Annotated in this window: 27 protein-coding genes; 18 read left to right on the top strand and 9 right to left on the bottom strand. The window is 67.5% G+C overall.

The features are described from left to right. Positions 1-31 precede the first annotated feature (31 nt). Positions 32-1,264 (bottom strand): phosphoglycerate dehydrogenase, encoded by a 1,233-nt coding sequence (serA, locus tag AC07YS_RS08045; protein ID WP_487847830.1) that lies wholly within the window; start codon positions 1,262-1,264, stop codon positions 32-34. 227 nt (positions 1,265-1,491) lie between these two features. Between serA and ugpB the strand changes: the two genes are divergently transcribed. The 6 genes from ugpB (at position 1,492) to AC07YS_RS08075 (ending at position 9,127) form a co-directional block, all read left to right on the top strand. Further along, positions 1,492-2,802 carry a sn-glycerol-3-phosphate ABC transporter substrate-binding protein UgpB gene (gene ugpB, locus AC07YS_RS08050; RefSeq protein WP_062474479.1) on the top strand — a complete coding sequence of 437 codons (1,311 nt, stop codon included), beginning with the start codon at positions 1,492-1,494 and terminating at the stop codon, positions 2,800-2,802. A 98-nt stretch (positions 2,803-2,900) separates the two neighbouring features. Beyond that, the gene (ugpA, locus tag AC07YS_RS08055) at positions 2,901-3,782 is read left to right on the top strand and encodes a sn-glycerol-3-phosphate ABC transporter permease UgpA (protein WP_062474481.1); all 882 of its coding nucleotides are present in this window, start codon (positions 2,901-2,903) and stop codon (positions 3,780-3,782) included. Between the two features lie 39 nt (positions 3,783-3,821). Beyond that, positions 3,822-4,673: a sn-glycerol-3-phosphate ABC transporter permease UgpE gene (ugpE, locus tag AC07YS_RS08060; protein WP_062474482.1), complete on the top strand. Its 852-nt coding sequence runs from the start codon at positions 3,822-3,824 to the stop codon at positions 4,671-4,673. Between the two features lie 140 nt (positions 4,674-4,813). Next, positions 4,814-5,821 carry a sn-glycerol-3-phosphate ABC transporter ATP-binding protein UgpC gene (gene ugpC / locus AC07YS_RS08065; protein ID WP_062474484.1) on the top strand — a complete coding sequence of 336 codons (1,008 nt, stop codon included), beginning with the start codon at positions 4,814-4,816 and terminating at the stop codon, positions 5,819-5,821. A 3-nt stretch (positions 5,822-5,824) separates the two neighbouring features. Beyond that, positions 5,825-6,571 carry a glycerophosphodiester phosphodiesterase gene (gene ugpQ, locus AC07YS_RS08070; protein ID WP_495269083.1) on the top strand — a complete coding sequence of 249 codons (747 nt, stop codon included), beginning with the start codon at positions 5,825-5,827 and terminating at the stop codon, positions 6,569-6,571. 51 nt (positions 6,572-6,622) lie between these two features. After that, on the top strand, positions 6,623-9,127 hold the full coding sequence (locus AC07YS_RS08075) for a DUF3772 domain-containing protein (protein WP_495269084.1): 2,505 nt from the start codon (positions 6,623-6,625) through the stop codon (positions 9,125-9,127). A 22-nt stretch (positions 9,128-9,149) separates the two neighbouring features. Here the strand turns inward: AC07YS_RS08075 and AC07YS_RS08080 are convergent, their stop codons facing one another. After that, positions 9,150-9,620 (bottom strand): Lrp/AsnC family transcriptional regulator, encoded by a 471-nt coding sequence (locus tag AC07YS_RS08080; RefSeq protein WP_056578260.1) that lies wholly within the window; start codon positions 9,618-9,620, stop codon positions 9,150-9,152. A 225-nt stretch (positions 9,621-9,845) separates the two neighbouring features. Here AC07YS_RS08080 and AC07YS_RS08085 point away from each other — a divergent pair, with 225 nt between their 5' ends. The 4 genes from AC07YS_RS08085 to AC07YS_RS08100 all read left to right on the top strand — a co-directional run bounded on the left by AC07YS_RS08085 (position 9,846) and on the right by AC07YS_RS08100 (position 13,112). Beyond that, positions 9,846-10,823 carry an ABC transporter substrate-binding protein gene (locus AC07YS_RS08085; RefSeq protein WP_174250233.1) on the top strand — a complete coding sequence of 326 codons (978 nt, stop codon included), beginning with the start codon at positions 9,846-9,848 and terminating at the stop codon, positions 10,821-10,823. Positions 10,824-10,903: 80 nt separating this feature from the next. Then, positions 10,904-11,800, top strand: a complete 897-nt coding sequence (locus AC07YS_RS08090; RefSeq protein ID WP_062474491.1) for an ABC transporter permease — start codon at positions 10,904-10,906, stop codon at positions 11,798-11,800. Continuing rightward, positions 11,800-12,594: an ABC transporter ATP-binding protein gene (locus AC07YS_RS08095; RefSeq protein ID WP_062474493.1), complete on the top strand. Its 795-nt coding sequence runs from the start codon at positions 11,800-11,802 to the stop codon at positions 12,592-12,594. Before AC07YS_RS08090 ends, AC07YS_RS08095 begins: the two co-directional genes overlap by 1 nt. Further along, positions 12,594-13,112 carry a GNAT family N-acetyltransferase gene (locus AC07YS_RS08100; protein WP_495269085.1) on the top strand — a complete coding sequence of 173 codons (519 nt, stop codon included), beginning with the start codon at positions 12,594-12,596 and terminating at the stop codon, positions 13,110-13,112. The genes AC07YS_RS08095 and AC07YS_RS08100 overlap by 1 nt, the downstream gene beginning before the upstream one ends. A gap of 7 nt (positions 13,113-13,119) precedes the next feature. On the opposite strand, the gene AC07YS_RS08105 is transcribed toward AC07YS_RS08100, so the two are convergent. Further along, entirely contained in the window at positions 13,120-13,398 is a 279-nt protein-coding gene (locus AC07YS_RS08105) for a hypothetical protein (protein ID WP_159278175.1), read from the bottom strand. 111 nt (positions 13,399-13,509) lie between these two features. On the opposite strand from AC07YS_RS08105, the gene hemA reads away from it, so the two are divergent. The 5 genes from hemA to paeA all read left to right on the top strand — a co-directional run bounded on the left by hemA (position 13,510) and on the right by paeA (position 18,596). Continuing rightward, positions 13,510-14,781 (top strand): glutamyl-tRNA reductase, encoded by a 1,272-nt coding sequence (gene hemA, locus AC07YS_RS08110; protein WP_495269086.1) that lies wholly within the window; start codon positions 13,510-13,512, stop codon positions 14,779-14,781. Between the two features lie 104 nt (positions 14,782-14,885). Beyond that, a complete protein-coding gene (gene prfA / locus AC07YS_RS08115; RefSeq protein WP_159278176.1) occupies positions 14,886-15,974 on the top strand; it encodes a peptide chain release factor 1 in 1,089 nt (362 codons plus the stop codon). Then, positions 15,974-16,822 carry a peptide chain release factor N(5)-glutamine methyltransferase gene (gene prmC / locus AC07YS_RS08120; RefSeq protein WP_495269087.1) on the top strand — a complete coding sequence of 283 codons (849 nt, stop codon included), beginning with the start codon at positions 15,974-15,976 and terminating at the stop codon, positions 16,820-16,822. The genes prfA and prmC overlap by 1 nt, the downstream gene beginning before the upstream one ends. Before the next feature lie 32 nt (positions 16,823-16,854). Next, on the top strand, positions 16,855-17,184 hold the full coding sequence (gene grxD / locus AC07YS_RS08125) for a Grx4 family monothiol glutaredoxin (RefSeq protein WP_062474501.1): 330 nt from the start codon (positions 16,855-16,857) through the stop codon (positions 17,182-17,184). Positions 17,185-17,276: 92 nt separating this feature from the next. Then, a complete protein-coding gene (paeA, locus tag AC07YS_RS08130; RefSeq protein WP_062474502.1) occupies positions 17,277-18,596 on the top strand; it encodes a polyamine export protein PaeA in 1,320 nt (439 codons plus the stop codon). Positions 18,597-18,612: 16 nt separating this feature from the next. On the opposite strand, the gene AC07YS_RS08135 is transcribed toward paeA, so the two are convergent. Then, entirely contained in the window at positions 18,613-19,269 is a 657-nt protein-coding gene (locus AC07YS_RS08135; protein WP_495269088.1) for a lytic transglycosylase domain-containing protein, read from the bottom strand. Next, positions 19,266-21,011: a proline--tRNA ligase gene (locus AC07YS_RS08140; protein ID WP_495269089.1), complete on the bottom strand. Its 1,746-nt coding sequence runs from the start codon at positions 21,009-21,011 to the stop codon at positions 19,266-19,268. The genes AC07YS_RS08135 and AC07YS_RS08140 overlap by 4 nt, the downstream gene beginning before the upstream one ends. A gap of 135 nt (positions 21,012-21,146) precedes the next feature. Here AC07YS_RS08140 and AC07YS_RS08145 point away from each other — a divergent pair, with 135 nt between their 5' ends. Together AC07YS_RS08145 and AC07YS_RS08150 are read left to right on the top strand one after the other, a co-directional pair. After that, positions 21,147-21,815, top strand: coding sequence for an RNA pyrophosphohydrolase (locus AC07YS_RS08145; protein WP_062474507.1), 669 nt, complete (start codon positions 21,147-21,149; stop codon positions 21,813-21,815). Next, positions 21,763-22,356 carry a CNP1-like family protein gene (locus tag AC07YS_RS08150; RefSeq protein ID WP_495269090.1) on the top strand — a complete coding sequence of 198 codons (594 nt, stop codon included), beginning with the start codon at positions 21,763-21,765 and terminating at the stop codon, positions 22,354-22,356. The genes AC07YS_RS08145 and AC07YS_RS08150 overlap by 53 nt, the downstream gene beginning before the upstream one ends. A 34-nt stretch (positions 22,357-22,390) precedes the next feature. On the opposite strand, the gene proB is transcribed toward AC07YS_RS08150, so the two are convergent. From proB to rplU, 4 genes are all read right to left on the bottom strand, one after another. Then, positions 22,391-23,530 (bottom strand): glutamate 5-kinase, encoded by a 1,140-nt coding sequence (proB, locus tag AC07YS_RS08155; RefSeq protein WP_062474510.1) that lies wholly within the window; start codon positions 23,528-23,530, stop codon positions 22,391-22,393. 80 nt (positions 23,531-23,610) lie between these two features. Beyond that, a complete protein-coding gene (gene cgtA, locus AC07YS_RS08160; RefSeq protein WP_062474512.1) occupies positions 23,611-24,687 on the bottom strand; it encodes an Obg family GTPase CgtA in 1,077 nt (358 codons plus the stop codon). Positions 24,688-24,759: 72 nt separating this feature from the next. Next, complete coding sequence (rpmA, locus tag AC07YS_RS08165; RefSeq protein WP_013543198.1) at positions 24,760-25,020, bottom strand: 50S ribosomal protein L27; 261 nt, start codon at positions 25,018-25,020, stop codon at positions 24,760-24,762. 12 nt (positions 25,021-25,032) lie between these two features. Next, the gene (gene rplU / locus AC07YS_RS08170; RefSeq protein WP_062474515.1) at positions 25,033-25,344 is read right to left on the bottom strand and encodes a 50S ribosomal protein L21; all 312 of its coding nucleotides are present in this window, start codon (positions 25,342-25,344) and stop codon (positions 25,033-25,035) included. Positions 25,345-25,526: 182 nt separating this feature from the next. On the opposite strand from rplU, the gene AC07YS_RS08175 reads away from it, so the two are divergent. Next, positions 25,527-26,519, top strand: a complete 993-nt coding sequence (locus AC07YS_RS08175; RefSeq protein WP_495269091.1) for a polyprenyl synthetase family protein — start codon at positions 25,527-25,529, stop codon at positions 26,517-26,519. The last annotated feature ends 23 nt before the right edge of the window (positions 26,520-26,542 follow it).

The following is a 26,542-nucleotide window of genomic DNA, read 5'->3' on the forward strand; positions in this document are numbered from 1 at the left end:
TATCGCGGGGCCCGCAGGGGCCCCGGCGGGCTCAGAACAGCACGCGGCTGCGGATCGTCCCGCCCACCTTCGCCAGCTTTTCCAGCGCCAGGTCGGACGAGGCGGCGTCGATGTCCATCACGACGTAGCCGATCTTCTCGTTGGTCTGCAGGAACTGGGACGAGATGTTGATGTTGTTGTCCGAGAAGATCTTGTTGATCTCGGACAGCACGCCCGGCACGTTGCGGTGGATGTGCAGCAGGCGGTGCTTGCCCGGGTGCGCCGGCAGCGCCACCTCGGGGAAGTTGACCGACGAGGTCGAGGTGCCGTTGTCGCTGTACTTGACCAGCTTCTCGGCCACTTCGAGCCCGATGTTGGCCTGGGCTTCCATGGTCGAGCCGCCGATGTGCGGCGTGAGGATCACGTTGTCCAGCCCGCGCAGCGGCGACTGGAACTCGTCCTTGTTGGTGCGCGGCTCGACCGGGAACACGTCGATGGCGGCGCCCAGCAGCTTCTTGCTCTTCAGGGCCTCGGCCAGCGGCTCGATCTCGACCACGGTGCCGCGCGAGGCGTTCAGCAGGATGGCGCCCGGCTTCATGGCGGCGATCTCGGCCGCGCCGATCATCCATTGCGTGGCCTGGGTCTCGGGCACGTGCAGGGTCACGATGTCGCTCTGGGCCAGCAGCTGGTGCAGCTCGCGCACCTGGCGGGCGTTGCCCAGCGGCAGCTTGGTGACCACGTCGTAGAAGGCCACGTGCATGCCCAGCGCCTCGGCCAGCACCGACAGCTGCGCGCCGATCGAGCCGTAGCCCACGATGCCCAGCGTCTTGCCGCGGATTTCGAAGGCGTTCTCGGCCGACTTGAGCCAGCCGCCGCGGTGCGCCACGGCGCTTTTCTCGGGCACGCCGCGCAGCAGCAGGATGGCTTCGGCCAGCACCAGCTCGGCCACCGAGCGGGTGTTGGAATACGGGGCGTTGAACACGGCCACGCCGTGTTCGCGGGCGGCTTCGAGGTCGACCTGGTTGGTGCCGATGCAGAAGCACCCGGCGGCCACCAGCTTGTGGGCGGCAGCGAACACCTCGGCCGTCAGCTGGGTGCGCGAGCGGATGCCCACGAAGTGCACGTCGGCGATCTTGGCCTTGAGTTCGGCGTCGGGCAGCGCACCCGGCAGCGACTCGATGTTGGTGTAGCCGGCGGCGCGCAGCACCTCCACGGCCGAGGGGTGGATGCCTTCGAGCAAAAGGAACTTGATCCTGCTTTTGTCGAGGGAGGTTTTGCTGCTCATGACGTACTCAAGGAAGCCCCGGCCATGGCGACAAGCTAGGCCAAAAAAGGGAGGGCGATGCTAGCATGGTGCAGCGCAGCATGAGGCCCGCAACCCGCGCCGGGCTTGACGCCAAAGGGGTTTCCCCGATTGGAGGAACCCTTCGGTCCGTGCCCCAATGTGACGCGGCTGTGTCACGCACATGCCCTAGCATTCGCGCTTTCCATTTTTTCCCTTCAGGAGTCTTCATGCGATTCAAGACGCTCGCGTTGGCATCGGCGCTGGCCGCCACGCTGTTCAATGCAGCCCAGGCCCAGACCGAGATCCAGTGGTGGCATTCCATGACCGCCGTCAACAACGAGTGGGTCAACGACCTGGCCAAGCAGTTCAACGAGAGCCAGAAGGAATACAAGATCGTGCCGACCTTCAAGGGCACGTACGACGAATCGATGACGGCCTCCATCGCGGCCTTCCGCGCCGGCAACGCACCGCACATCCTGCAGGTGTTCGAAGTGGGCACCGCCACCATGATGGCCAGCAAGGGCGCCGTCATTCCGGTCGGCCAGGTCATGAAGGACGCGGGCGAGAAGTTCGACCCGTCCGCCTACATCCCCGCCGTGGCCGGTTACTACACCGCCCCCAACGGCCAGATGCTGAGCTTCCCGTTCAACAGCTCGACCACGATCTTCTATTTCAACAAGGACGCCTTCAAGGCCGCCGGCCTGCCCACCGACAAGGCACCCGCCACCTGGCCCGAAGTAGTGGCCGCCGCCGCCAAGCTCAAGGCCAGCGGCCACAAGTGCCCGTTCACCACGGCTTGGCAGAACTGGACGCAGGTCGAGAGCTTCTCGGCCTGGCACAACGTCGAGTTCGCCAGCAAGGCCAACGGCCTGCAGGGCCTGGACGCGCGCCTGAAGGTGAATTCGCCGCTGCACCAGCGCCACATCGAGAACCTGGCCAGCATGTCCAAGCAGGGCCTGTTCATCTACAAGGGCCGCGGCAACGTGCCCGAGGCCTCGTTCGTGTCCGGCGAGTGCGCCATGATCAACACGTCGTCGGGCTTCTACGGCAACGTGGCCAAGAACGCCAAGTTCGCCTACGGCCTGGCCCCCCTGCCCTACTACCCGGACGTGCCGGGCGCACCGCAGAACACCGTGATCGGCGGCGCCAGCCTGTGGGTCATGTCGGGCAAGAAGGCCGCCGAGTACAAGGGCGTGGCCAAGTTCTTCAGCTTCATCTCGACGCCTGAAGTGCAGTCCGCCAGCCACAAGCGCACCGGCTACCTGCCGGTGACCACCGCCTCGTACAAGCTCACCGAAGAGTCGGGCTTCTACAAGCAGAACCCCGGCACCGACGTGGCCGTGACGCAGATGATCCGCAAGGTCACCGACAAGAGCCGCGGCATCCGCCTGGGCAACTACGTGCAGATCCGCGCCATCGAGGACGAAGAGCTCGAACAGGTCTGGGGCGGCAAGAAGACCGCCAAGGAAGCCCTCGATTCGATCGTGACCCGCGGCAACGAACAGCTCGAACGCTTCCAAAAGGCGAACAAAAGCTAACGATTGAAGATCCGGGCTCCGTGTCCGGCTAATATCGCCCGCCCCCGCACGCCCTTCTTCCAGGGTGCGCCGGGCGGGATTTTTTATGTAGGGGCTTCATGGAAAAACGCGTTTTCTTTCGCTCGGGCTGGTTGCCCTGGCTGCTGCTGACACCGCAGATGGCGGTGATCCTCGTGTTTTTCTTCTGGCCGGCCGGCCAGGCGCTGTTGCAGTCGCTGCAGCAGCAGGACGCGTTCGGCACGTCGGTCGAGTTCGTCGGGTTCGACAACTTCCGCCACCTGTTCGACGACCCGGCCTATGCCGAGTCGTTCAAGACCACCGCCCTCTTCTCGGTGCTGGTGGCCGGCATCGGCATCAGCCTGTCGTTGATGCTGGCCGTGTTCGCCGACCGCATCGTGCGCGGCGGCATGTTCTACAAGACCATGCTGATCCTGCCGTACGCCGTGGCGCCCGCCGTGGCGGCCGTGCTGTGGGTCTTCATGTTCTCGCCCTCGCTGGGCGTGGTGGCCTATGCCCTGGGCAAGATCGGCATCAACTGGAACCACCTGCTCGACTCGGGCCACGCCATGACGCTGATCGTGATGGCCTCGGTGTGGAAGCAGATCTCCTACAACTTCCTGTTCTTCCTGGCCGGGCTGCAGTCGATCCCGAAGTCGCTGATCGAGGCCGCGGCCATCGACGGCGCGCGCCCGTGGCGCCGCTTCTGGACCGTGCAGTTCCCGCTGCTGTCGCCCACCACCTTCTTCCTGCTGGTGATCAACGTGGTCTACGCCTTCTTCGACACCTTCGCGATCGTCGATGCGGCCACGCAGGGCGGCCCGGGCAAGGACACGACCATCCTGGTCTACAAGGTCTACCACGACGGCTTCAAGGGCCTGGACCTGGGCGGTTCGGCCGCGCAGTCGGTGGTGCTGATGGTGATCGTGGTGGCGCTGACCGTCATCCAGTTCCGCTACGTCGAGAAGAAAGTGCAGTACTGATGAAGCAACAAGAACAAATCGAATCCGGCGGAGCGCAGCATGGTTGAAAAACGCGGCACACAGGGCATCCTGGCCCACGTCATCATGATCCTGGGCGTGTTCATCGTCGCCTTCCCGCTCTACCTGGCGTTCGTGGCGTCCACGCACACGGCCCAGGAGATCGTGCAGGCGCCGATGCCCCTGACACCCGGCTCGAACATCGTCGACAGCTACAAGGGCGCGCTGTTCGGGCGCGAGAGCAGCGCGGGCTCCAACGCCCCGGTGGCGCACATGATGTGGGTGAGCTTCGTGACGGCCATGGTCATCGCCATCGGCAAGATCACCATCTCGCTGCTGTCGGCCTTCGCCATCGTGTACTTTCGCTTCCCGTTCAAGAAGATCTGCTTCTGGGCCATCTTCGTGACGCTGATGCTGCCGGTGGAGGTGCGCATCCTGCCCACCTACAAGGTGCTGTCCGACCTGAACATGCTGAACACCTACGCGGGCCTGACGGTGCCGCTGATCGCGTCGGCCACGGCGACCTTCCTGTTCCGCCAGTTCTTCCTCACGGTGCCCGACGAGCTCACCGAGGCGTCGCGCATGGATGGCGCAAGCCCCATGCGCTTTTTCTTCGACGTGCTGCTGCCGCTGTCCAAGACCTCGATCGCGGCGCTGTTCGTGATCCAGTTCATCTACGGCTGGAACCAGTACCTGTGGCCGCTGCTGGCGACCACGAGCGAAGACATGTACCCCGTGGTGGTCGGCATCAAGCGGATGATTGCCGGCGGCGACGGACAGAACGAATGGAACGTCGTGATGGCCACCGCCATCCTGGCGATGCTGCCGCCCGCGCTGGTGGTGATCCTGATGCAGAAATGGTTCGTCAAGGGCCTTGTTGATACCGAGAAATAGGCTCGCCCCCAGGCTTCGCGCACTTCGTGTCGCTTCGCCAACCCCCTACCGGGGGCACCACCAGCGGCCCGGCAAAGCCGGTTCCGCGGTGGTTCTGGAAATAACAGTGCCTCGAGATAGAGGTCGAAATCGAGAAGAACATGGCTGCACTTTCCCTACGCAACGTCATCAAGCGCTACGGCCACGGGCCGAAAGCCAACCAGGTCATCCACGGCGTGAGTGCCGAGATCGCCGACCACGAATTCATCGTCATCGTCGGCCCTTCGGGCTGCGGCAAGTCGACGCTGCTGCGCATGGTCGCTGGCCTGGAGGAAATCTCCGCCGGCGAAATCTGCATCGGCGGCAAGGTGGTGAACCAGCTCGAACCCTCCGAGCGCGACATCGCCATGGTGTTCCAGAACTACGCGCTGTACCCACACATGAGCGTGTTCGCGAACATGGCCTACGGCCTGAAGATCGCCAAGGTGCCGACGGCCGAGATCAAGGTGCGCGTCGACAAGGCCGCCAAGATCCTCGAGCTGGGCCACCTGCTCGAGCGCAAGCCGCGCGAACTCTCGGGCGGCCAGCGCCAGCGCGTGGCCATGGGCCGCGCCATCGTGCGCCAGCCGCAGGTGTTCCTGTTTGACGAACCGCTGTCGAATCTGGACGCCAAGCTGCGCGCCCAGACCCGCCTCGAGATCCAGAAGCTGCACCGCGAGCTCGGCATCACCTCGCTGTTCGTCACGCACGACCAGGTCGAGGCCATGACGCTGGCGCAGCGCATCATCGTGATGAACGGCGGCGTGATGGACCAGTTCGCCACGCCCGAAGAGGTGTACTCCCGGCCCGCCACCACCTTCGTGGCGAGCTTCATCGGCTCGCCGCCGATGAACCTGCTCAAGCACGCACCGGGCGTGCGTCCGGGCCAGATCCTGGGCATCCGCCCCGAGCACATGAAGCTCGACGAAAGCGGCTGGACGGTGCAGGTCGAGCAGGTCGAACTGCTGGGCGCCGAGCGCCTGGTGTACGGCCGCATCGGCGAGGAGCAGATCATCATGCGCACCGACGAAGGCGACCACCCGCCGGTGGCCGGCGACACGGTGAAGATCGCCGCGCGCGAAGACAAGCTCCATTGGTTCGACGCCGGCTCCGGCAAGCGCGCCGACTGAGCGATGGCCGAACGCAGCCCCTGGCCCTACCCCCGCTGGGTCGCGCACCGCGGCGCCGGCAAGCTGGCGCCCGAGAACACGCTCGCGGCCTTCCGCTTCGGCGCCTCGCACGGCTACCGCATGTTCGAATGCGACGCCAAGCTCAGCGCCGACGGCGTGGTGTTCCTGATGCACGACGCCACGCTCGATCGCACCACCAACGGCCACGGCATCGGCGGCCAGCAGGCGTGGAGCGCGCTGTCGCAGCTCGACGCCGGCGGCTGGCATTCGCGCGCCTTCGCGGGCGAGCCGCTGCCCACGCTGGAGAACCTGGCGCGCTTCTGCCGCGCCAACGACCTGCTGCTGAACATCGAGATCAAGCCCACGCCCGGCACCGAACGCGAGACCGGCGAGGTGGTGGCACGCGAAGCCGCGCGGCTGTGGCAAGGTGCGGCCGTGCCGCCGCTGCTCACTTCGTTCCAGATCGATGCGTTGAAAGGCGCACAGGCCGTGCAACCCGAGCTGCCGCGCGGCCTGCTGCTCGACACGCTCTGGAACGGCTGGCTCGACACGGCATTGAGCCTGGGTTGCCAGGCCATCGTCTGCAACCACGCGCTGTGGGACGCCGCCACGGTGGCGCAGGTGCATGGCGCGGGCCTGCGCTCGCTGAGCTACACGGTGAACGACGACTGGGCCGCGCAGCGGCTCATCGACCTGGGCACCGACGGCATCATCACCGACCGGGTGGACCTGTTCAGCCCCGCGGGCTGACGCTGCATTTCTTACCCGTTCTTACGTCATGGCGGCTTCTATGATGCGGCCATGAATCGGACCTCTCGCCTGGCGGGCCTGTGCCTTCCCGCCCTCCTGGCTCTGTGGGCCCTGCTGACGTGCGGCGGCGCCTTCGCGCAGCCGGACGCCAGCATGAACGCAGGCAACGGCAACCCCAACAACAGCGCCAACACCGCGGCGGCGGCCGCCCCGCCCCCCACCATCGCCGAACTGCGCGCGCAGTTCGCCCGCATCGCGCCTTCAGGCAAGGGCAACGCCAGTGTCGTTCCGGGCGCCGAAGACGACGCACGCAAGCAGCTCGCGCAGATCAACGAGATCGGCGTGCAGGCCGACAAGTTCGTCGCCGCCCGTACCAGCGAACTGGCCGACCTGAATGCGCGGCTCGGCGAACTCGGCAACCCGCCCGCCGCCGGCGCCACCGAAGACCCCAACATCACGCGCCAGCGCGCGCAGCTGACCAAGGAGCGCAACGCGCTCGATGCGGACATCCGCCTGGCCAAGCTGCTGGCGATCGACGTGCGCCAGCGCGGCACCGACGTGGTATCGCAGCGGCGCCAGCAGTTCGAGGCCGAACTCACCAGCCGCGCCGCCTCGCCGCTCAGCGGCGAGTTCTGGGACGACCTGAGCGAGGCCTGGCCCGACGACTTCGAACGGCTGCAGGCGATCGGGGCGGCGCTCGGCGACGGCTTCGACCAGGCGCTGCAGCCCGAAAGCCGCACGCCCGTGATCGCCTCCTTCATCGGCGCGCTGCTGCTCGCCTGGCTCGGCGTCTGGGCCGCCGAGCGCGGGCTGGCGCGGCTGGCCACGCGCGTGCTGCCGGCCGGGCGGCTGCGCCGCTCGCTGCTGGTGATCGCCATCGTCGCCACGCACGTGCTGCTGGTCGCCGTGGCCGCGCACGGCGTCGTCGAAGTGCTCAAGGCCCACGCGATGTGGGACGCGCAGGCGCGCAAGGCGCTGCAATCGACGGCGCAGACGCTGACCTTCATGGCCTTCATCATCGGCCTGGGGCGCGGGCTGCTGGCCACGGGGCGGCCGTCGTGGCGCCTGCCGGCCATTCCCGACCTCACGGCGCAGCGCCTGTCGGCGCTGCCGTGGCTGGTGGCGCTGGTGGCCGCGTTGGCGTGGACGCCGGCCGAGATCAACGCGCTCATCGACGCCAGCTTTGCCGCCGTGGTCACGACGCACGTGGCGACGGCGCTGCTGCTCACCGCGCTGGTCGGCACCGTCGTGTACCGCCTGAAGGCGCTGCGCGCCGACGCGCCCGAGGCCGGCCTGCCGGAACGGCCGATGTGGGTCGGGGTGCTGGTGGCGCTGATCGTGGTGCTGGTGATCGCGATCTGGGTGCTGGTGGCCTTCGGCTACGTGGCGCTGGCGAGCTTCCTGGCCTCGCAGCTCACCTGGAGCGGCATCGTCGCGGCGGCCTTCTATGTGCTGTTCAAGTTCGCCGACGACCTGTTCATGGCCGTGGTGTCCTCGCGCAGCGCCTCCGGCCAGCGGTTGCAGAAGAGCTTCGGCCTGGCGCCGCAGACGCTCGACCAGGCGGCCACGGTGCTCTCGGGCCTGAGCCGCGTGGCGCTGTTCTTCTACATGCTGGTGGCGCTGGCCGCGCCGCTGGGCACGGGCCCGGGCGAGGTGTTCCAGCGCGGCGGCAAGCTCGGCACCGGCGTGAAGGTGGGCGAGTTCCAGCTGGTTCCGGGCGCGATCCTCAGCGCCGTGGCGGTGGCAGTGATCGGCTTCATCGTGCTGCGGGTGTTCAAGCGCTGGCTCTCGCGCAGCTACCTGCCGAGCACGCAGTTCGAGCCGGGCATGCAAAGCTCGATCACCACGCTGCTGGGCTACGTGGGCGGCATCCTGGTGGTGGCGTTCTCGCTGTCGGCGTTGGGCATTGGCATCGAGCGCATCGCGTGGGTGGCGAGCGCGCTGTCGGTGGGCATCGGCTTCGGCCTGCAGGCCATCGTGCAGAACTTCATCTCGGGGCTGATCCTGCTGGCCGAGCAGCCGGTGAAGGTGGGCGACTGGGTGGTGCTGGGCACCACCGAGGGCGACGTGCGGCGCATCAACGTGCGCGCCACCGAGATCCAGCTGGGCGACCGCTCGACGCTGATCGTGCCGAACTCGGAGTTCATCACCAAGACCGTGCGCAACATGACGCTGGCCAACGCCGAGGGCCGCGTGCTGATCCGCCTGCCGATGCCGCTGACCACCGACGCGCAGCGCGTGCGCGAGCTGATCCTCGAGGCCTGCCGCGCGCACGAGGGCGTGCTGGAAACGCCGGCGCCCTCGCTCACGCTCGAGGGCATCGAGAACGGGCTGCTGATCTTCCAGGCCATCGCCTACGTGCCGAGCCCCCGGCTGGCGGGCGGCGTGCGCAGCGACCTGCTGTTCACAATCCTCGACGCGCTCAAGCAGGCCGACCTGCCGCTGGCCACGCCCACGACGCTGGTGATGGCGGCGCCCGCGCCGGTGCTGCCCGCCGAGCCGTCCCCGGCCCCCGCCACGCCGGCCTCTCCGCTGCCGGGCACCACCAGCACCTGAAGCGCCCGTTGCGTCTGCTGCCCTATTCGAGCGGCAGCGCCCCCGTGCACTTGATCTCGTTCAGGCACACGCTGGAGCGCACCGCCGACACGCCCGGCATGTGCATCAGCGTGTGCATGAGGAACTGCGACAGCGCCTCCAGGTCGCGTGCGACCACCTTGAGCACGTAGTCGAAGTCGCCGGTCACCGAGTAGCACTCCAGGATCTGGCGCATGTCGGCGATCAGGTCCTGGAACTTGGGCAGCTCGTCGACATGGCCGCGCGCCATCGTGACGTGGATGAAGGCGATCACGCCCAGCCCGATGTGGCGCGCATTCAGCCGCGCGGCGTAGCCGCTGATCAGCCCCAGTTCCTCGAGCCGCCGGTGGCGCCGCAGGCACTGCGCTGGCGACAACTGGGCCACCTCGGCCAGGTCCAGGTTGGACGCGCGGCCGTGCGCCTGGAGGTGGTCCAGAATCCGCCGATCGGTCCGGTCGAGTTCGATGATCTGCAATTTCGTCTCTCCATACGCATCAATGATGCAATTATGTTTCCTAAAGCGGGGAAAGCCCGAGGCATTCATGCACCTTAATTGTGCAAAGTACGATCTAGACTTCGACGCGCCCGGACGGCGTTGCGCCACGCCGGGCCGCTGAATTGCGCGCCCTGGTGCTTTGCCGGTGCCTTGCCGGCGGCTTCGAACGCACCCACACCCCTTTCCCCACCCGGAGACCCTTACGTGAAAAACGCTTTGCTTCGCACCCCCTTCAGCGCCGTGGCCCTGGCCCTCGGCGTGCTCGCCGCCGCACCGGCCCTGGCCGCCGACAAGTCGGTCGCCGTGACCGCCATCGTCGAGCACCCGGCACTGGACGCCGTGCGCGACGGCGTGAAGGAAGAGCTGAAGGCCGCCGGCTACGAAGCGGGCAAGAACCTCAAGTTCACCTACCAGAGCGCCCAGGGCAACGTGGGCACCGCCGCCCAGATCGCCCGCAAGTACGTGGGCGACGCGCCCGACGTGATCGTCGCCATCGCCACGCCGTCGGCGCAGGCGACCGTGGCCGCCACCAAGACCATTCCCGTCGTGTACTCGGCCATCACCGACCCGGTGGCCGCCAAGCTGGTGAAGAACTGGGAGCCCTCGGGCACCAACGTGACCGGCGTGTCCGACCTGTCGCCGCTCGAAAAGCACATCGACCTGATCAAGAAGGTCGTGCCGAACGCCAAGCGCGTCGGCGTGATCTACAGCCCCGGCGAAGCCAACTCGGTGGCCATCGTCGAATCGCTCAAGAAGGCCGCCTCGGCCGCCGGCATGACGGTGGTCGAAGCCGCCGCCGCGCGCACGGTCGACGTGCCCACCGCCGCCCAGAGCCTGGTCGGCAAGGCCGACGTGATCTACACGCCCACCGACAACAACGTGGTCTCGGCCTTCGAGGGCATCGTGAAGGTGGCCCAGCAGGCCAAGCTGCCCGTGGTGGCCGCCGACACCGCCACCGTCGAGCGCGGCGCCGTGGCCGCGCTGGGCCTGAACTACACCGACATCGGCCGCCAGACCGGCAAGATCGTGGTGCGCATCCTCAAGGGCGAGAAGCCCGGCACCATCGCCTCGCAGACCAGCACCAACTTCGAGCTGGTGGTGAACCCCGGCGCGGCCAAGCTGCAGGGCGTGACCCTGTCGGACGCGCTGCTGAAGTCGGCGAAGGTCGTCAGCACCAAGTAAACGCCGCCCCGGCGGGCCTTCTGCTCCCGGCGCTCGCCGGGCGCCGGGGCCCGCCGACTGCGCTCCCGCCGGAAGCCCCCATGTCCCTCATTGCTTCGCTGGGCGCCATCGAGATCGGTCTGATTTTCGGACTGGTCGCGCTGGGCGTCTTCATGTCGTTTCGCATCATCAACTTTCCCGACCTCACGGTGGACGGCAGCTTTCCGCTGGGCGCCGCCGTGGCCGCGACGCTGATCGTCGCGGGCTGGAACCCCGCCGCCGCCACGGCCGTGGCCTGCGTGGCCGGTGCCGCCTCGGGCTGGCTCACGGCCTGGCTCAACGTCAAGCTGAAGATCATGCAGCTGCTCGCGAGCATCCTGGTGATGATCGCGCTGTACTCCATCAACCTGCGCGTGATGGGCAAGCCCAACGTGGCGCTCATCACCGAACCCACCGTGTTCAGCATGGTCAGCTTCGGCGGCATGCCCGAGCAGTGGGCCAAGCCGCTCTTGCTGCTGATCATCGTGATCGCCGCGAAGATCGTCGTCGACCTGTTCTTTGCCTCCGAAGCGGGTCTCGCGATGCGCGCCACCGGCGGCAACGCGCGCATGGCGCGGGCCCAGGGCATCTCGACCGACTTCCAGACCATGGCGGGCCTGGCGCTCTCGAACGCGCTGGTGGCGCTGGCCGGCGCGCTGTTCGCGCAGAGCCAGGGCACGGCCGACATCTCGATGGGCGTGGGCACGATCGTGATCGGCCTGGCCGCCGTGATCATCGGCGAGACCCTGCTGCCCGCGCGCAGCATGGTCATCACCACGCTGGCCTGCGTGCTGGGTGCGCTGCTGTACCGCTTCTTCATCGCGATGGCGCTGAACACCGACTTCATGGGCCTGCAGGCGCAGGACCTGAACCTGGTCACCGCCGTGCTCGTGGCGTTCGCGCTGCTGGTGCCCGCCTACAAGCGCAAGCTGGGCGGACTCTTCAAGGGGAAGAACTGATGCTGCGCGCCCAACAACTCGAAATCACCTTCAACCCGGGCACGCCGATCGAGAACCGCGTGCTGCGCGGCCTGAGCCTGGACATTCCGACCGGCCAGTTCGTCACCGTGATCGGCTCGAACGGCGCGGGCAAGTCGACCTTCCTCAATGCGATCAGCGGCGACCTGATGGTCGACAAGGGCCGCATCGACATCGACGGCAAGGACGTGACGCGCCTGAACGCCTGGCAGCGCTCGGGCATGGTGGCGCGCGTGTTCCAGGACCCGATGGCCGGCACCTGCGAGGCGCTGACCATCGAGGAAAACATGGCGCTGGCGTGGAAGCGCGGCGAGCGACGCGGCTTCGGCTTCTCGCTCAACCGCAACCTGCGCGAACTGTTCCGCGAGAAGCTGTCGATCCTGAAGCTGGGCCTGGAAAACCGCCTGGCCGACCGCATCGGCCTGCTCTCGGGCGGCCAGCGCCAGGCCGTGAGCCTGCTGATGGCCTCGCTGCGGCCCTCGCGCATCCTGCTGCTCGATGAGCACACGGCCGCGCTCGACCCGAAGACCGCCGCCTTCGTGCTGGAGCTCACCGCCAAGATCGTCGAAGGCAGCCAACTCACCGCGATGATGGTCACGCACAGCATGCGCCAGGCGCTGGACTACGGCACGCGCACCGTGATGCTGCACGAAGGCCAGGTCATCCTCGACGTGGCCGGCGACCAGCGCGCGGGCCTGGACGTGCCCGACCTGCTGCGCATGTTCGAGCAGACGCGCGGCGAGAAGCTGGACGACGACAAGCTGCTGCTGGCCTGATGGACGCGGCGCCTTCCCCTCTCCTCGTGCGCGACATGCGCGCCGACGACCTCGACGCGGTGCTGGCGATCCAACTCGCCTGCTACGGCGCGGGGTTCGTGGAGGACGGCGTGCTCATCGCGCGGCGGCTGGCGGCCTCGCCGCACACCGGCTGGGTGGCCGAGCACGGCGGCGCCGTGCGGGCCTACCTGGCGGCCTACCCGTCGCAGCGCGGCAAGCTCACGCCGTTGCACGGCGACTTCGAGGTCGCACCCGACGCCGACGCGCTGTACCTGCACGACCTGGCCGTGCACCCCGAGGCCTCGGGGCTGGGCCTGGGCCCGCGCCTCGTGCGCCACGCCTGGGCCCACGCGCTGCGCGCCGGCTGGCGGCATTCGACGCTGGTGTCGGTGCAGGCTTCGGTCGGGTTCTGGGAACGCCAGGGCTACGCGGCCACGGTGCCGGCCGACGGCCTGCAGCAGGCCCGGCTGGCGACCTACCCCGGGGACTCGGTCTACATGGCCCGCCGGCTGGACTGAGGCCGGCTCAGCGGCCCCAGCCGCGCATCGCGATCCACTGCACGGTGCCGCAGACCACAGCCAGCGCGGCATAGGTGGCCATCGAGCCGTCGCGTCCCGTGAGGATCAGCCCGGCCAGCGAGGTCAGCAGGCCGGCCCCGAAGGTGATCGCCCATTGCTTCCACCAGTGCGGAATGCCGGTGCGCGGGCCGCCGAGGAAGCGCCCGACAGCCACGAGCACCAAGGCGATGAAGGCCGCCGGTGCCGCAAAATTAAGCAGGTGGTTGAAGAGATCCAGCAGGTCCATGAGGGGCTGTGAGTGAGCGCAAGGCCATGTGGCGGCGCATATGGCTGTCATAGGGAAAGCCATTTGCCCCTCGGCAAACCTCGCCCGGCTGCTGATTTTATAATCATGGACATGTCAGTCTGGGCTCTCGGCTTGAACCACACGACCGCGCCGCTCGATCTGCGCGGTCGTTTCGCGTTCGCGCTCGACCAGATCGCCCCGACGCTGCACAGCCTGCGCAGCTCTTTCGCTGGCAACAGCCACCCGCAGGTCGAGGCCGCGATCATCTCGACCTGCAACCGCACCGAGATCTACTGCGCCTCCGAGCACATCGCGCTCGACCACACCTTCGGCTGGCTGGCCCAGAGCGGCGGCGTGGCCCCCGCCCTGCTGCGCTCGCACGCCTACACCCTGCACGACGACGAAGCCGCGCGCCACGCCTTCCGCGTGGCCAGCGGGCTCGACTCCATGGTGCTCGGCGAGGCCCAGATCCTCGGCCAGATGAAAGACGCCGTGCGCGCGGCCGAAACCGCCGGCGCGCTCGGCAGCACGCTCAACCAGCTGTTCCAGCGCTCGTTCGCGGTCGCCAAGGAAGTGCGCACCGCCACCGAGATCGGCGCCCATTCGATCAGCATGGCCGCCGCCGCCGTGCGCCTGGCCGGCCAGCTGTTCGAAGACCTGCGCAAGACCCGCGTGCTGTTCGTCGGCGCGGGCGAAATGATCGACCTCGCGGCCACGCACTTCGCGGCCAAGGAACCCAAGGCCATCGCCATCGCCAACCGCACACTGGAGCGCGGCGAAAAGCTGGCCTCGCGCTTCGGCGGCGAAGCCATGCGGCTGGCCGACCTGCCGGCGCGGCTGGCCGAGTTCGACATCGTCATCAGCTGCACCGCGAGCACGCTGCCGATCATCGGCCTGGGCGCCGTGGAGCGCGCGCTCAAGGCTCGCAAGCACCGCCCGATGTTCATGGTCGACCTGGCCGTGCCGCGCGACATCGAGCCCGAAGTGAAGGCCCTCGAAGACATCTACCTGTACACCGTGGACGACCTCGCCCAGGTCGTGCAGCAGGGCCAGGCCAACCGCCAGGCCGCCGTGGCGCAGGCCGAGGTCATCATCGACGCCGGCGTGCAGAGCTTCATGCACTGGCTGGGCCAGCGCGGCACCGTGCCGCTGATCCAGCAGCTCAACGCGCAGGCCGACGAATGGCGCGCCACCGAGATGGCCCGCGCGCGCAAGCTGCTGGCCAAGGGCGAATCGATCGATGCGGTGCTCGAAGCCATGTCGCGCGGCCTCACGCAGAAGATGATGCACGGCGCCATGGCCGAGCTGCACGCGGGCGATGCCGCCTCGCGCGAACAGACGGCGCAGACGCTGTCGCGCCTGTTCCTGCGCAAAGAGCGTTAGCGACGACGCGCGTCGATGGCCCGCCCGCCGCGCGGGCCGCGCTTTTCATGCGCCCTGCCGCTGCACTGCGGCGTTCCCCTCCCCCTTTTCGAGCCCCTTCCGTCGTGAAATCCTTTCTGCGCCACCAACTCGAACGCTACGTCCAACGCCTGGGCGAGCTCGACTTCCTGCTCTCGCGCGAAGACATCATGAGCGACATGGCGCAGTACCGCACCATCTCGCGCGAGCACGCCGAGGTCACGCAGATTGCCGGCCGCTACGAGCGCTTCAAGCAGCGCGAGGCCGACATCGCGGGCGCCCAGGAGATGCTCGACGACCCCGACATGGCCGAGATGGCCAGGGAAGAAATCGCCGGCGCCGAGGCCGAGCTGGTGCAGCTCGAAGACGAGCTGCAGCGCCTGCTGCTGCCCAAGGACCCCGACGACGCACGCAACGCCTTCATGGAAATCCGCGCCGGCACGGGCGGCGACGAATCGGCCCTCTTCGCGGGCGACCTGCTGCGCATGTACACGCGCTACTGCGAGCGCGCCGGCTGGCGCTGCGAAGTGGTGAGCGAAAGCGAGAGCGAGCTCGGCGGCTACAAGGAAGTGGTGATCCGCATCGTCGGCGACGACGTGTTCGGCCACCTGCGCTTCGAGTCGGGCGGCCACCGCGTGCAACGCGTGCCGGCCACCGAGACGCAGGGCCGCATCCACACGAGCGCCTGCACGGTCGCCGTGCTGGCCGAGCCCGACGAGACCGTGGCGGTGCAGATCAACCCGGCCGACCTGCGCATCGACACCTACCGCGCCAGCGGCGCCGGCGGCCAGCACATCAACAAGACCGACTCGGCCGTGCGCATCACGCACATCCCGACCGGCATCGTGGCCGAGTGCCAGGACGACCGCAGCCAGCACCGCAACAAGGCGAAGGCGCTGCAGGTGCTGTCGGCGCGCATCCAGGAAAAGGAGCGCAGCGAGCGCGCCGCCAAGGACGCCGCCATGCGCAAGGGCCTGATCGGCAGCGGCGACCGCTCGGACCGCATCCGCACCTACAACTTCCCGCAGGGCCGGCTCACCGACCACCGCATCAACCTCACGCTCTACAAGCTGCTGGCCATCATGGAAGGCGACCTGGGCGACGTGCTCGAGGCGCTGCGCGCCGCGCGCGAGGCGGAGCAGTTGGCCGAACTCGAATCAAGCCTGCCCGCGTGATGACCGAAGCCTCCGCACCCTCCACCGTGGCGCAGGCGCTGGCCGCGGCCATGGCCCTGGGCATCGACCGCCTGGACGCCCAGCTGCTGCTGCTGCACGCGCTGGGCCGCCCCGTGAACGACCGCGCCTGGCTGCTCGCACACGACACCGACCCGTTCCCCGGCGAGGCCTGGCCCGCGTTCGCGCGCCAGCTGTCGCGCCGCACGGCGGGCGAACCGGTCGCCTACCTGCTGGGCGAGAAGGAATTCCACGGCCTGCAGCTGCAGGTCGATGCCCGCGTGCTGGTGCCGCGCCCCGACACCGAGACGCTGGTCGAATGGGCCCTGGCCTGCCTCGATGGTCGCCCCGCCCCGCGCGTGCTCGACCTCGGCACGGGCAGCGGCGCGATCGCGCTGGCGCTGCAGCATGCACGCCCCGATGCGCAGGTCGACGCGGTCGACGCCAGCGCCGACGCCCTCGCGGTGGCCCGCGCCAACGCGCAGCGCCTGGGCCTGCCCGTGCGCTTCACCGAATCGAGCTGGCTCGACGGCGCCGCCGACGGCTACGCGGTCATCGCCAGCAACCCGCCGTACATCGCCGCCGGCGATCCGCACCTGCCCGCGTTGCGCCACGAGCCCACCCGCGCGCTGGTCGCAGGCGCCGACGGCCTGGACGACATCCGCCAGATCGTGCGCGACGCGCCCACCCACCTGGCCGACGGCGGCTGGCTGCTGCTGGAGCACGGCCACGACCAGGCCGAGGCCGTGCGCCAGTTGCTGGCCGAACGCGGCTTTGCCGAGGTGCAAAGCCGCGACGACCTCGCCGGCATCGCGCGCTGCTCCGGCGGCATCTGGCGCACGGTGAAATAATCCCCCCAGCCCACTTTTCTTCAGGAGTCCCCATGTCCGACGCTCAACAACGCATCGACGACCTCGTCAAGTCCAACGAACTCGTGCTCTTCATGAAAGGCAACGCCAGTTTCCCGATGTGCGGTTTCTCGGGCCGCGCCATCCAGATCCTCAAGGCCGTGGGCGTCGACACCAAGACGCTCAAGACCGTCAACGTGCTCGAAGACGACGGCATCCGCCAGGGCATCAAGGAATACAGCAACTGGCCCACCATCCCCCAGCTCTACGTGAAGGGCGAATTCGTGGGCGGCTCGGACATCATGATGGAGATGTACGAGTCGGGCGAGCTGCAGCAGGTGATCGGCGGCGGCGCGTCCGCCTGAGCCTTCCGCTCCCCGTTTGACGGGCGCCGCGCCCCGCGCGCGCCCGAACCCGGTGCCAGTCATGGCACCATGGCGGTCTACGACGTGCCGCCATGACTCTCACCCAAAGCCTGCTCATCATCGCGCTGCTGATCGCGATGAGCGCCTTCTTCTCCCTCGCCGAAATCTGCCTGGCCGCCTCGCGCCGCCTGCGTCTGCGCCAGATGGCCGACGAGGGCGACCCGCGCGCGGAAAAGGTGCTGCGCGTGCAGGAGCAGCCGGGCCACTACTTCACCGTGGTGCAGATCGGCCTGAACGCGGTGGCGATCCTCGGCGGCGTGGTGGGCGAAGGCTCGTTGAGCCCGTATTTCGCCCGCTTCTTCGAGAACTGGCTCAGCGTCGAGGTGGCGGCCAACATCGCCTTCCTGTGCTCGTTCGTGATCGTGATCGCGGTGTTCCTGGTGTTCGCCGACCTGTTCCCCAAGCGCCTGGGCATGAGCGCGCCCGAGCGGCTGGCGGTGCGCATCGTCGGGCCGATGCTGCTGCTGATCACCGCCTTCAAACCGCTGGTGTGGTTCTTCACGCGCGCGACCGACCTGTTGTTCAAGGTGCTCGGCATGCCGATGGCGCGCGACGACAAGATCACCTCGGCCGACATCCTGGCCATGACCGAGGCCGGTGCGCAGGCCGGCGTGCTGGCGGCGCGCGAGCAGCAGGTGATCGCCAACGTGTTCGAGCTGGACACGCGCCTCGTCAGCAGCGTGATGACCGCGCGCGAGAGCATCGCCTGGTTTTTGCATGACGACCCCGAGTCGGTGCTGCGCGCGCGCATCGTGGCCGAGCCCTATTCCGCCTACCCGGTGTGCGACGGCGACATCGACCACGTGCTGGGCTACGTGGATGCCAAGGACATGTTCCAGCGCGTGCTCAGCGGCCAGCCGCTGGCCTTCGACCAGGGCCTGACGCTGCACAAGGCGCTGGTGATTCCCGACCGCCTCTCGCTCACCGAGGTGCTCGAGCAGTTCCAGCAGGCGCACGAAGACTTCGCGATCATCGTCAACGAGTACAGCCTGGTGGTCGGCGTGATCACGCTCAACGACGTGATGAGCACGGTGATGGGCGACCTGGTGTCGACCTCGACGCCCGAGGAAGAGCAGATCGTGAAGCGCGACGAAAACTCCTGGCTGATCGACGGCATCACGCCCATCCAGGACGTGCAGCGCGCGCTGCACATCGACGAGTTGCCGCACGCCGAGGAATACGAGACGCTGGCGGGCTTCCTGATGGTGATGCTGCGCCGCGTGCCCAAGCGCACGGACAGCGTGACCTGGGGCGGCTACACCTTCGAGGTGATGGACGTCGACAGCTACCGCATCGACCAGGTGATGGTGACCAAGGGCTCGGCGACCGCCAAGGCCGTGGTCGCCGACTGAGCGACCGCGACGACCCTCAAGCCGCCGAGCGGTCCCTGTCGGCGTAAGCCCAGAGCCGCTGGTTCGCGAACACCGCGTTCGGGTACGGCGCGCGGCCCCGGCTGCCGTTGTAGCGACCCAGCGTCATGAACAGGTCGCCCTTCTCGCGGTCGAGGTAGTGGCGCAGGATCACGCAGCCGAAGCGCAGGTTGGTCTGCATGTGGAACAGCTTGGCCGAGTCGCTGTCGCCGATCACGCGGGTCCAGAACGGCATCACCTGCATGTAGCCACGCGCACCGGCGCTGGAAACCGCGAACTTGCGGAAGTTGCTCTCGACCTGGATCAGGCCCAGCACCAGGCTCACGTCGAGCCCCGAGCGCTTGGCCTCGTACCAGACGGTCTGCAGGAACTCGATGCGCGTGGCCGGGTCGGCGACCTTCTTGCGCAGGCGCTCGCTCATCTCGCCGAGCCACCGCAGGTACGCGAGGCGGGCCTCGGTGTCGGCGAACTGCGGCACCGGCGGCGCCTTGTTGTGGATGGCCGAGCTCAGCGCGGTGCGCACCGAGTCGATCAGCGGCTCTTCGATCTGCGCGCCGGCCCAGGCCACCTGGGGCAGTGCCAGCGTCGTCAGGGCGCCTGCCGCAACGCTGCCCAACAGGCAGCTGCGTCGCGAAAGGCCCCCCGCCACGCTCATGCCGCGAGCTTGCCGGCGATGAAGTCGGCGACGCCGGCCGCGGGCACCTTGGTGGCGGCGGTGTCGCGCCGGCCCTGGTACTCGAGCTGGCCTTCCTTGAGGCCGCGGTCCGAGATGACCACGCGGTGCGGCACGCCGATCAGTTCCCAGTCGGCAAACATCGCGCCAGGGCGCTCGCCGCGGTCGTCGAGCAGCACGTCGACGCCCTTGGCCAGCAGTTCTTCGTAGAGCGCTTCGGCCGCGACCTTGACCTCGGGGCTGCGGTCCATTCCGATCGGGCAGACCACCACGGTGAACGGTGCCAGCGCGTCGGGCCAGATGATGCCGCGCTCGTCGTGGTTCTGTTCGATGGCGGCGGCCGGCAGGCGGGTGATGCCGATGCCGTAGCAACCCATCTCGAGGAACTGCGGCTTGCCGCCTTCGTCGAGGTAGGTGGCGTTCATGTCCTTGCTGTACTTGGTGCCCAGCACGAAGACGTGGCCCACCTCGATGCCGCGCTCGATGGCCAGCACGCCCTTGCCGTCGGGCGAGGCGTCGCCGGCGACCACGTTGCGCAGGTCGGCGACCAGGTCGGGCTCGGGCAGGTCGCGGCCCCAGTTGACGCCGGTCATGTGGAAGTCGATCTCGTTGGCGCCGGTGATCCAGTCCGCCAGCACGGCGGCCTCGCGGTCGGCCACGAGCTTGACGGGCTTCTTGAGATTCAGCGGGCCGAGGTAGCCCGGCTTGCAACCGAAGTGCTCGTCGATCTCGGCGGTGGTGGCAAAGCGGAAGCCCTTGTCCAGGCCAGGCAGCTTGCTGACCTTGATCTCGTTCATGTCGTGGTCGCCGCGCAGCAGCAGCAGCCAGATCTGCGCGCCCTTGATGTTGCCGGCGTCGTCGAGGACGTCGGTGGCCAGCACCAGCGACTTGACCGTGGTGGCCAGCGGCACGCCGAGCAGCTCGGCCACGTCGGCGCAGGTGCTCTTGCCGGGCGTGGGCGTCTTCTCGAGCGCGTTGGCGGCGGCAGGACGCGGACCAGCCGGGGCCAGCGCCTCGGCCTTTTCCATGTTGGCGGCGTAGTTGCTGTCGGGGCAGTAGACGATCGCGTCTTCGCCGGTGGCAGCGATCACCTGGAACTCTTCGCTCAGGTCGCCGCCGATGGCGCCGCTGTCGGCCGCCACGGCGCGGTAGCGCAGGCCGAAGCGGTCGAAGATGTTGCGGTAGGCCTGCGCCATGACCTGGTAGCTGGCCTTGGCCGCGTCGAGGTCGCGGTCGAAGCTGTAGGCGTCCTTCATGATGAATTCGCGCCCGCGCATCAGGCCGAAGCGCGGACGGCGCTCGTCGCGGAACTTGGTCTGGATCTGGTAGAAATTCTTCGGCAGCTGCTTGTAGCTGCGAATTTCCTGGCGCGCGATGTCGGTCACCACCTCTTCGCTGGTGGGCTGGATCACGAAGTCGCGGTCGTGGCGGTCCTTGATGCGCAAGAGCTCGGGGCCCATCTTCTCGAAGCGGCCGGTCTCCTGCCAGAACTCGGCCGGCTGCACCACGGGCATCGTGAGCTCGACGGCGCCGGCGCGGTTCATTTCCTCGCGCACGATCGCTTCGACCTTACGGATCACGCGCAGGCCCATGGGCATGTACGTGTAGATGCCCGTGCCGAGCTTCTTGATCATGCCGGCCCGCATCATGAGGCGGTGGCTCGCGACCTCGGCGTCAGCGGGCGCTTCCTTCAGGGTGGAGACAAAGAATCGGGAAGCTTTCATCGGGATCGCGCAGGTGGGTTCGAAGTGAGGAGGGAGACAGGCACCCCGGAGAGACCCTGAGAGCCCGGAACCGGTCGCTTGCCGAGTGCAACCCGGCATGCATAATCGACTCAGTTCAAAAATTGGGGTTTGATTATGCTCGACCGGGACGGCTTCAGGCCCAACGTCGGCATCATCCTGCTCAACCAGAGAAACCAGGTTTTCTGGGGCAAGCGCATACGCACGCATTCCTGGCAGTTTCCGCAAGGCGGCATCGACCGTGGCGAAAGTCCCGAGCAAGCCATGTTCCGGGAACTGCACGAGGAAGTCGGGCTCCATCCGGAGCATGTGCGCATCGTGGCCCGTACCCGCGACTGGTTGCGCTACGAGGTGCCGGATCGGTTCATCCGCCGTGACGCACGGGGCCACTACAAAGGCCAGAAGCAGATCTGGTATCTGCTGCAACTTGTCGGCCACGACTGGGATCTCAACCTGCGTGCCACCGACCATCCCGAATTCGACGCCTGGCGCTGGCATGACTACTGGGTCCCGCTCGACGTGGTCGTCGAGTTCAAGCGCGGCGTCTACGAGATGGCGCTTACCGAGCTTGCTCGCTACCTGCCCCGGCAGGATTTCCGCAACCGCTTCCTGCGCAGCAACGTGCGCGCCCGAGAATTCGAGCGCCACACGCTGGACCATGGAGCGCCCGCGGGCCTCGATCTGCCGCCCGGCGGCAGTTTCGACCCGCATCCCGACATTCCTTCTGCGAGCGATGAACCTCCTCCCAAGAACAGCGCGCCCTCTTCTTTCCCGACGCCACGCTGAGCGTGCGCTCGTCATCGCCTGCGTCAGCCTGCTGGCCGCCTGCGCTTCCCGCGGCTACGACACCGACAACCCCGACTGGGCCCAGGCCGGCATGCCGCCAGCGCCCAAGAGCACTGAGCAGGACAAGGAGTGGGAAGAAACTGCGGTGCCGCCGCCGCCCGCCTTCAGCGAAAGCCGTCTGCTGCCGATCGCGATGCCGCCCTACATGACGCTGAAGTTCGGCGTCGATCCGAACACCATCGCCATCACGAAGGACGGCATCGTGCGCTACGTGGTGGTGGCACAGAACCGGGCCGGTGGCGCCGTCAACGCGTTCTACGAAGGCGTGCGCTGCTCGACGGCGGAGATGAAGAGCTATGCCCGCTTCAACAACGGTGCCTGGCAGGAAACGAAGACGCCCGAGTGGAAGCGCGTGAGGGACATGAACTCCAGCTACGTGCCGGCGCTGGCGTCGCAGGGCCTGTGCCGCGGCAACGCGCCGCGCAGCTCGGTCAACGAGATGGTGCAGAACATCCGCAATCCGCTGCGCGAACTGCCCTGAAGCAGCGGCGGGGCACGGCGCCCCGCCCTGAAGATCAACCGGGCATCAGCACCATGTTGTCGCGGTGCACCATCTCCGGCTCGGCCGCGTAGCCCAGCAACCGCTCGAACTCGGCCGAAGGCTTGCGGCACAGCAGCCGGGCCTCCACGCTCGAATAGTTGGCCAGCCCGCGGGCCAGTTCGACGCCGTCGACGTCGCGCACCGCGATCACGTCGCCGCGCGAGAACTCGCCCGACACACCCGTCATGCCGATCGGCAACAGGCTCTTGCCTTCGCCGCGCACCTTGGCGGCCGCACCGGCATCGACGATGACGGCACCACGCAACTGCAGGTGATCGGCCATCCAGCGCTTGCGCGCCTGGTGCTTGGCGGTCTGCGCCACCAACAGCGTGCCGATGGATTCGCCGCGCGTGAGCCGCAGCAGCGCGTCGGCTTCACGGCCCCAGGCGATGACCGTGGAAGCACCGGAGCCCGCCGCGCGCTTGGCCGCAAGGATCTTGGTGATCATGCCGCCGCGCCCGATGCTCGAACCCGCGCCGCCGGCCATGGCCTCGAGCGCCGGATCGCCCGCGGCGGCCTCGTGGACGAACTTGGCGTCGGGGTCCTTGCGCGGGTCGGCCGTGTACAGGCCCTTCTGGTCGGTCAGGATGATCAGGGCATCGGCCTCGACCAGGTTGGCAACCAACGCGCCGAGCGTGTCGTTGTCGCCGAACTTGATTTCGTCGTTGACCACCGTGTCGTTCTCGTTGATCACCGGCACCACGCCCAGGCGCAGCAGCGTGACCAGGGTCGAGCGTGCATTGAGGTAGCGCTCGCGGTCCGCGAGGTCGGCGTGCGTCAGCAGCACCTGCGCGCTGCCGATCTGGTTCTCGCGCAGCTTGGTCTCGTACATCTGGGCCAGGCCCATCTGCCCGACGGCCGCTGCGGCCTGAAGCTCGTGCACTTCGTGCGGACGGGTCTTCCAGCCCAGGCGCTTCATGCCTTCGGCGATCGCGCCGCTCGACACCATGACCACTTCGCGCCCGTCGCGCACCAGTTCGGCCAGTTGCCGGCACCACTCGCCGATGGCACCTTCGTCGAGGCCGCGCCCCTCGTTGGTCACGAGGCTGGAGCCCACCTTGACGACGATACGGCGGGCATCCCGCAAGGCAGTGGAACCGGAATTCGAGGTCATGAAGAAAGAAGGCGTGTTTCAGGAATGCAGCCTGCGCTGCTTGCTATCCATTTTGCAGCACCGAAGGTGCCGCGACGCCCTCAGTTTCCTTCGGGCGGCAGCGGAACGAAGCGCGGATCGACCACGACGGTTTCGTGCTCGGCCACCTGCTGCGCCTTGACCTGCTGGTACACGGCCTTGATCAGGTGCTCGCAGCCTTCGCGCGTGAGCGCCGAGATCTCGAAGACGGGGCCCTTGAAGCGCAGGCGCTTGACGAAGTCCTTGACGCGCGCGGCGCGCTCGTCGTCCGGCACCATGTCCAGCTTGTTCAGTACCAGCCAGCGCGGCTTCTCGTGCAGCGCCGCGTCGTACTTCTTGAGCTCGGCCACGAGCGCCTTGGCCTGGGCGACCGGATCGACGCTGTCGTCGAACGGTGCCATGTCGACCACATGCAGCAGCAAGCGGGTGCGCTGCAGGTGGCGCAGGAACAGGTGACCAAGGCCGGCGCCTTCCGAGGCGCCTTCGATCAGACCGGGCAGGTCGGCCACCACGAAGCTCTGCTCGGGGCCGACGCGCACGACACCGAGGTTCGGGTGCAGCGTGGTGAAGGGGTAGTCGGCAATGCGCGGACGGGCGTTCGAAACGGCGCTGATCAGCGTCGATTTGCCCGCATTCGGCATGCCCAGCAGGCCCACGTCGGCCAGCACCTTGAGTTCGAGCTTGAGGCTCTTCTTCTCGCCAGGCCAGCCGGGCGTCTTCTGGCGCGGCGCACGGTTGATCGCACTCTTGAAGCGCATGTTGCCAAAACCGCCGTCGCCGCCCTTGGCGATGGTGATGACCTCGCCGTCCTTGAGCAGCTCGTACAACACCTCACCCGTTTCAGCGTCGGTGATGATCGTGCCGACGGGCATCTTGAGGACGATGTCGTCGCCGGCGGCGCCGAACATGTCGGAGCCCATGCCGTGCTCGCCACGCTTGGCTTCATGCCGGCGCGAGTAGCGGAAATCGACCAGGGTGTTGAGGTTCGAGTCGGCCACCGCGAACACGTGGCCGCCACGGCCGCCGTCGCCGCCGTTGGGGCCGCCGAACTCCTTGTACTTCTCATGACGGAACGACACGCAGCCGTTGCCGCCATCGCCCGCGGCGATGTCGATGAAGGCTTCGTCGACGAACTTCATGGGATGTCCAGTTTACAAATGAAGAAGCCCCGGCAATGCGGGGCCTCGGAAAGATCGAAGTGACTGCGGGGCTTAGGCCGCGGGCGTCACGTTGACCATGTGCTTGTTCAGCGCACCCTTGTGACCGAACGACACGTGGCCGTCGACCAGGGCGAAGAGCGTGTGGTCCTTGCCCACGCCGACGTTCACGCCGGGGTGGAACTGGGTGCCGCGCTGGCGCACGATGATCGAGCCTGCGCTGATCAGTTCGCCGCCGAAGGCCTTCACGCCGAGCATCTTGGGCTTGGAATCGCGCCCGTTTCGCGTTGAGCCGCCGCCTTTTTTCTGTGCCATGGAATGTGCTCCTTAGCCGGCGATCGCGCCAATTTGCAGTTCGGTGAACTGCTGGCGATGGCCTTGACGTTTTTGATAGTGCTTGCGACGGCGCATCTTGAAGATGCGAACCTTGTCGTGCAGGCCGTGCGACAGCACCGTGACTGTCACCGTTGCGCCGGACACCAGGGGCGTACCAACCTTGATTTCAGCGCCGTTTCCGACAGCCAGAACCTGGTCGATCACGATTTCCTGGCCTACGTCCGCAGCAATCTGTTCTACTTTAATTTTCTCGCCGGAAGCAACGCGATACTGCTTGCCGCCGGTTTTTATGACCGCGTACATGTAAACCTCTTAGAAATGAGTCCCCGCAGCGAATTCCGCAGAGCCCAAGATTATAGCGCGGTTTGCGGACACTCACCACCCCGACGTTGAGACGCTCCAGGGAATCGTGCACGGCTCCCTATAATTCGCGCGTTCCGGCCTCCAGGGCCGCCCTCATCCTCGCAGCGCCCCGCGCCTTCGCTTTGCCAGTTCCCGCCGCCGACACCTCCCCCACCGCCACTGTGCTGGACCTGATTGCCGGCGACATGGTCGAAGTCGACCGTGTGATCGCCCAACGCCTGAACACCGGCGTTCCGCTGGTCAGCCAAGTTTCGCAATACATCATCTCGGCCGGCGGCAAACGGCTGCGGCCGGCGCTGCTGCTGCTCATGGCAGGCGCGCTCGGCTACACGGGCGAACAGCGCTTCAACCTGGCGGCCGTGGTGGAGTTCATCCACACCGCGACCCTGCTGCACGACGACGTGGTCGACGAATCGACCCTGCGCCGCGGCCGCGCCACCGCCAACGAATCCTTCGGCAACCCCGCCAGCGTGCTGGTGGGCGACTTCCTGTATTCGCGCGCCTTCCAGATGATGTTGGATGCAAACAACATGCGCATCATGCAGATCCTGGCCGAAGCGACCAACGTGATCGCGGAAGGCGAAGTGCTGCAACTGATGAACATGCACGACGCCTCGCTGGACGAAGCGGCGTACCTGCGCGTGATCCGCTCCAAGACCGCCAAGCTCTTCGAGGCGAGCACCCGCCTGGCGGCCGTGCTGGCCGGCACGACGCCCGAAGTCGAAGAAGCCTGCGCCACCTACGGACAGGCGCTGGGCACCGCATTCCAGGTAATCGACGACGTGCTCGACTACGCAGGCGACGCCCAGGAAACCGGGAAGAACGTCGGCGATGACCTGCGTGAAGGCAAGACCACCTTGCCGCTGATCTTCGCCATGCAACGCGGCACCCCCGAGCAGAGCGCACTGGTGCGCGCCGCCATCGAGGCCGGAGACACCGCCCAGCTGGGGAAAATCGTCGAGATCGTTCGTGAAACCGGCGCGCTGGAAGCCTCGCGCGCGGCTGCCGCGGCAGAGGCCGGACGCGCAATTCATGCATTGCGCGACCTTCCGTCGAATTTGCACGCTTCAGGTTTGCTACAATTAGCGGCTCAGTTGCTTGAGCGACGTGCCTGAAACACCTCTGCAGAGTTGGCATC

It is taken from the genome of Variovorax sp. GW458-11-26-14-LB1 (assembly GCF_059423965.1).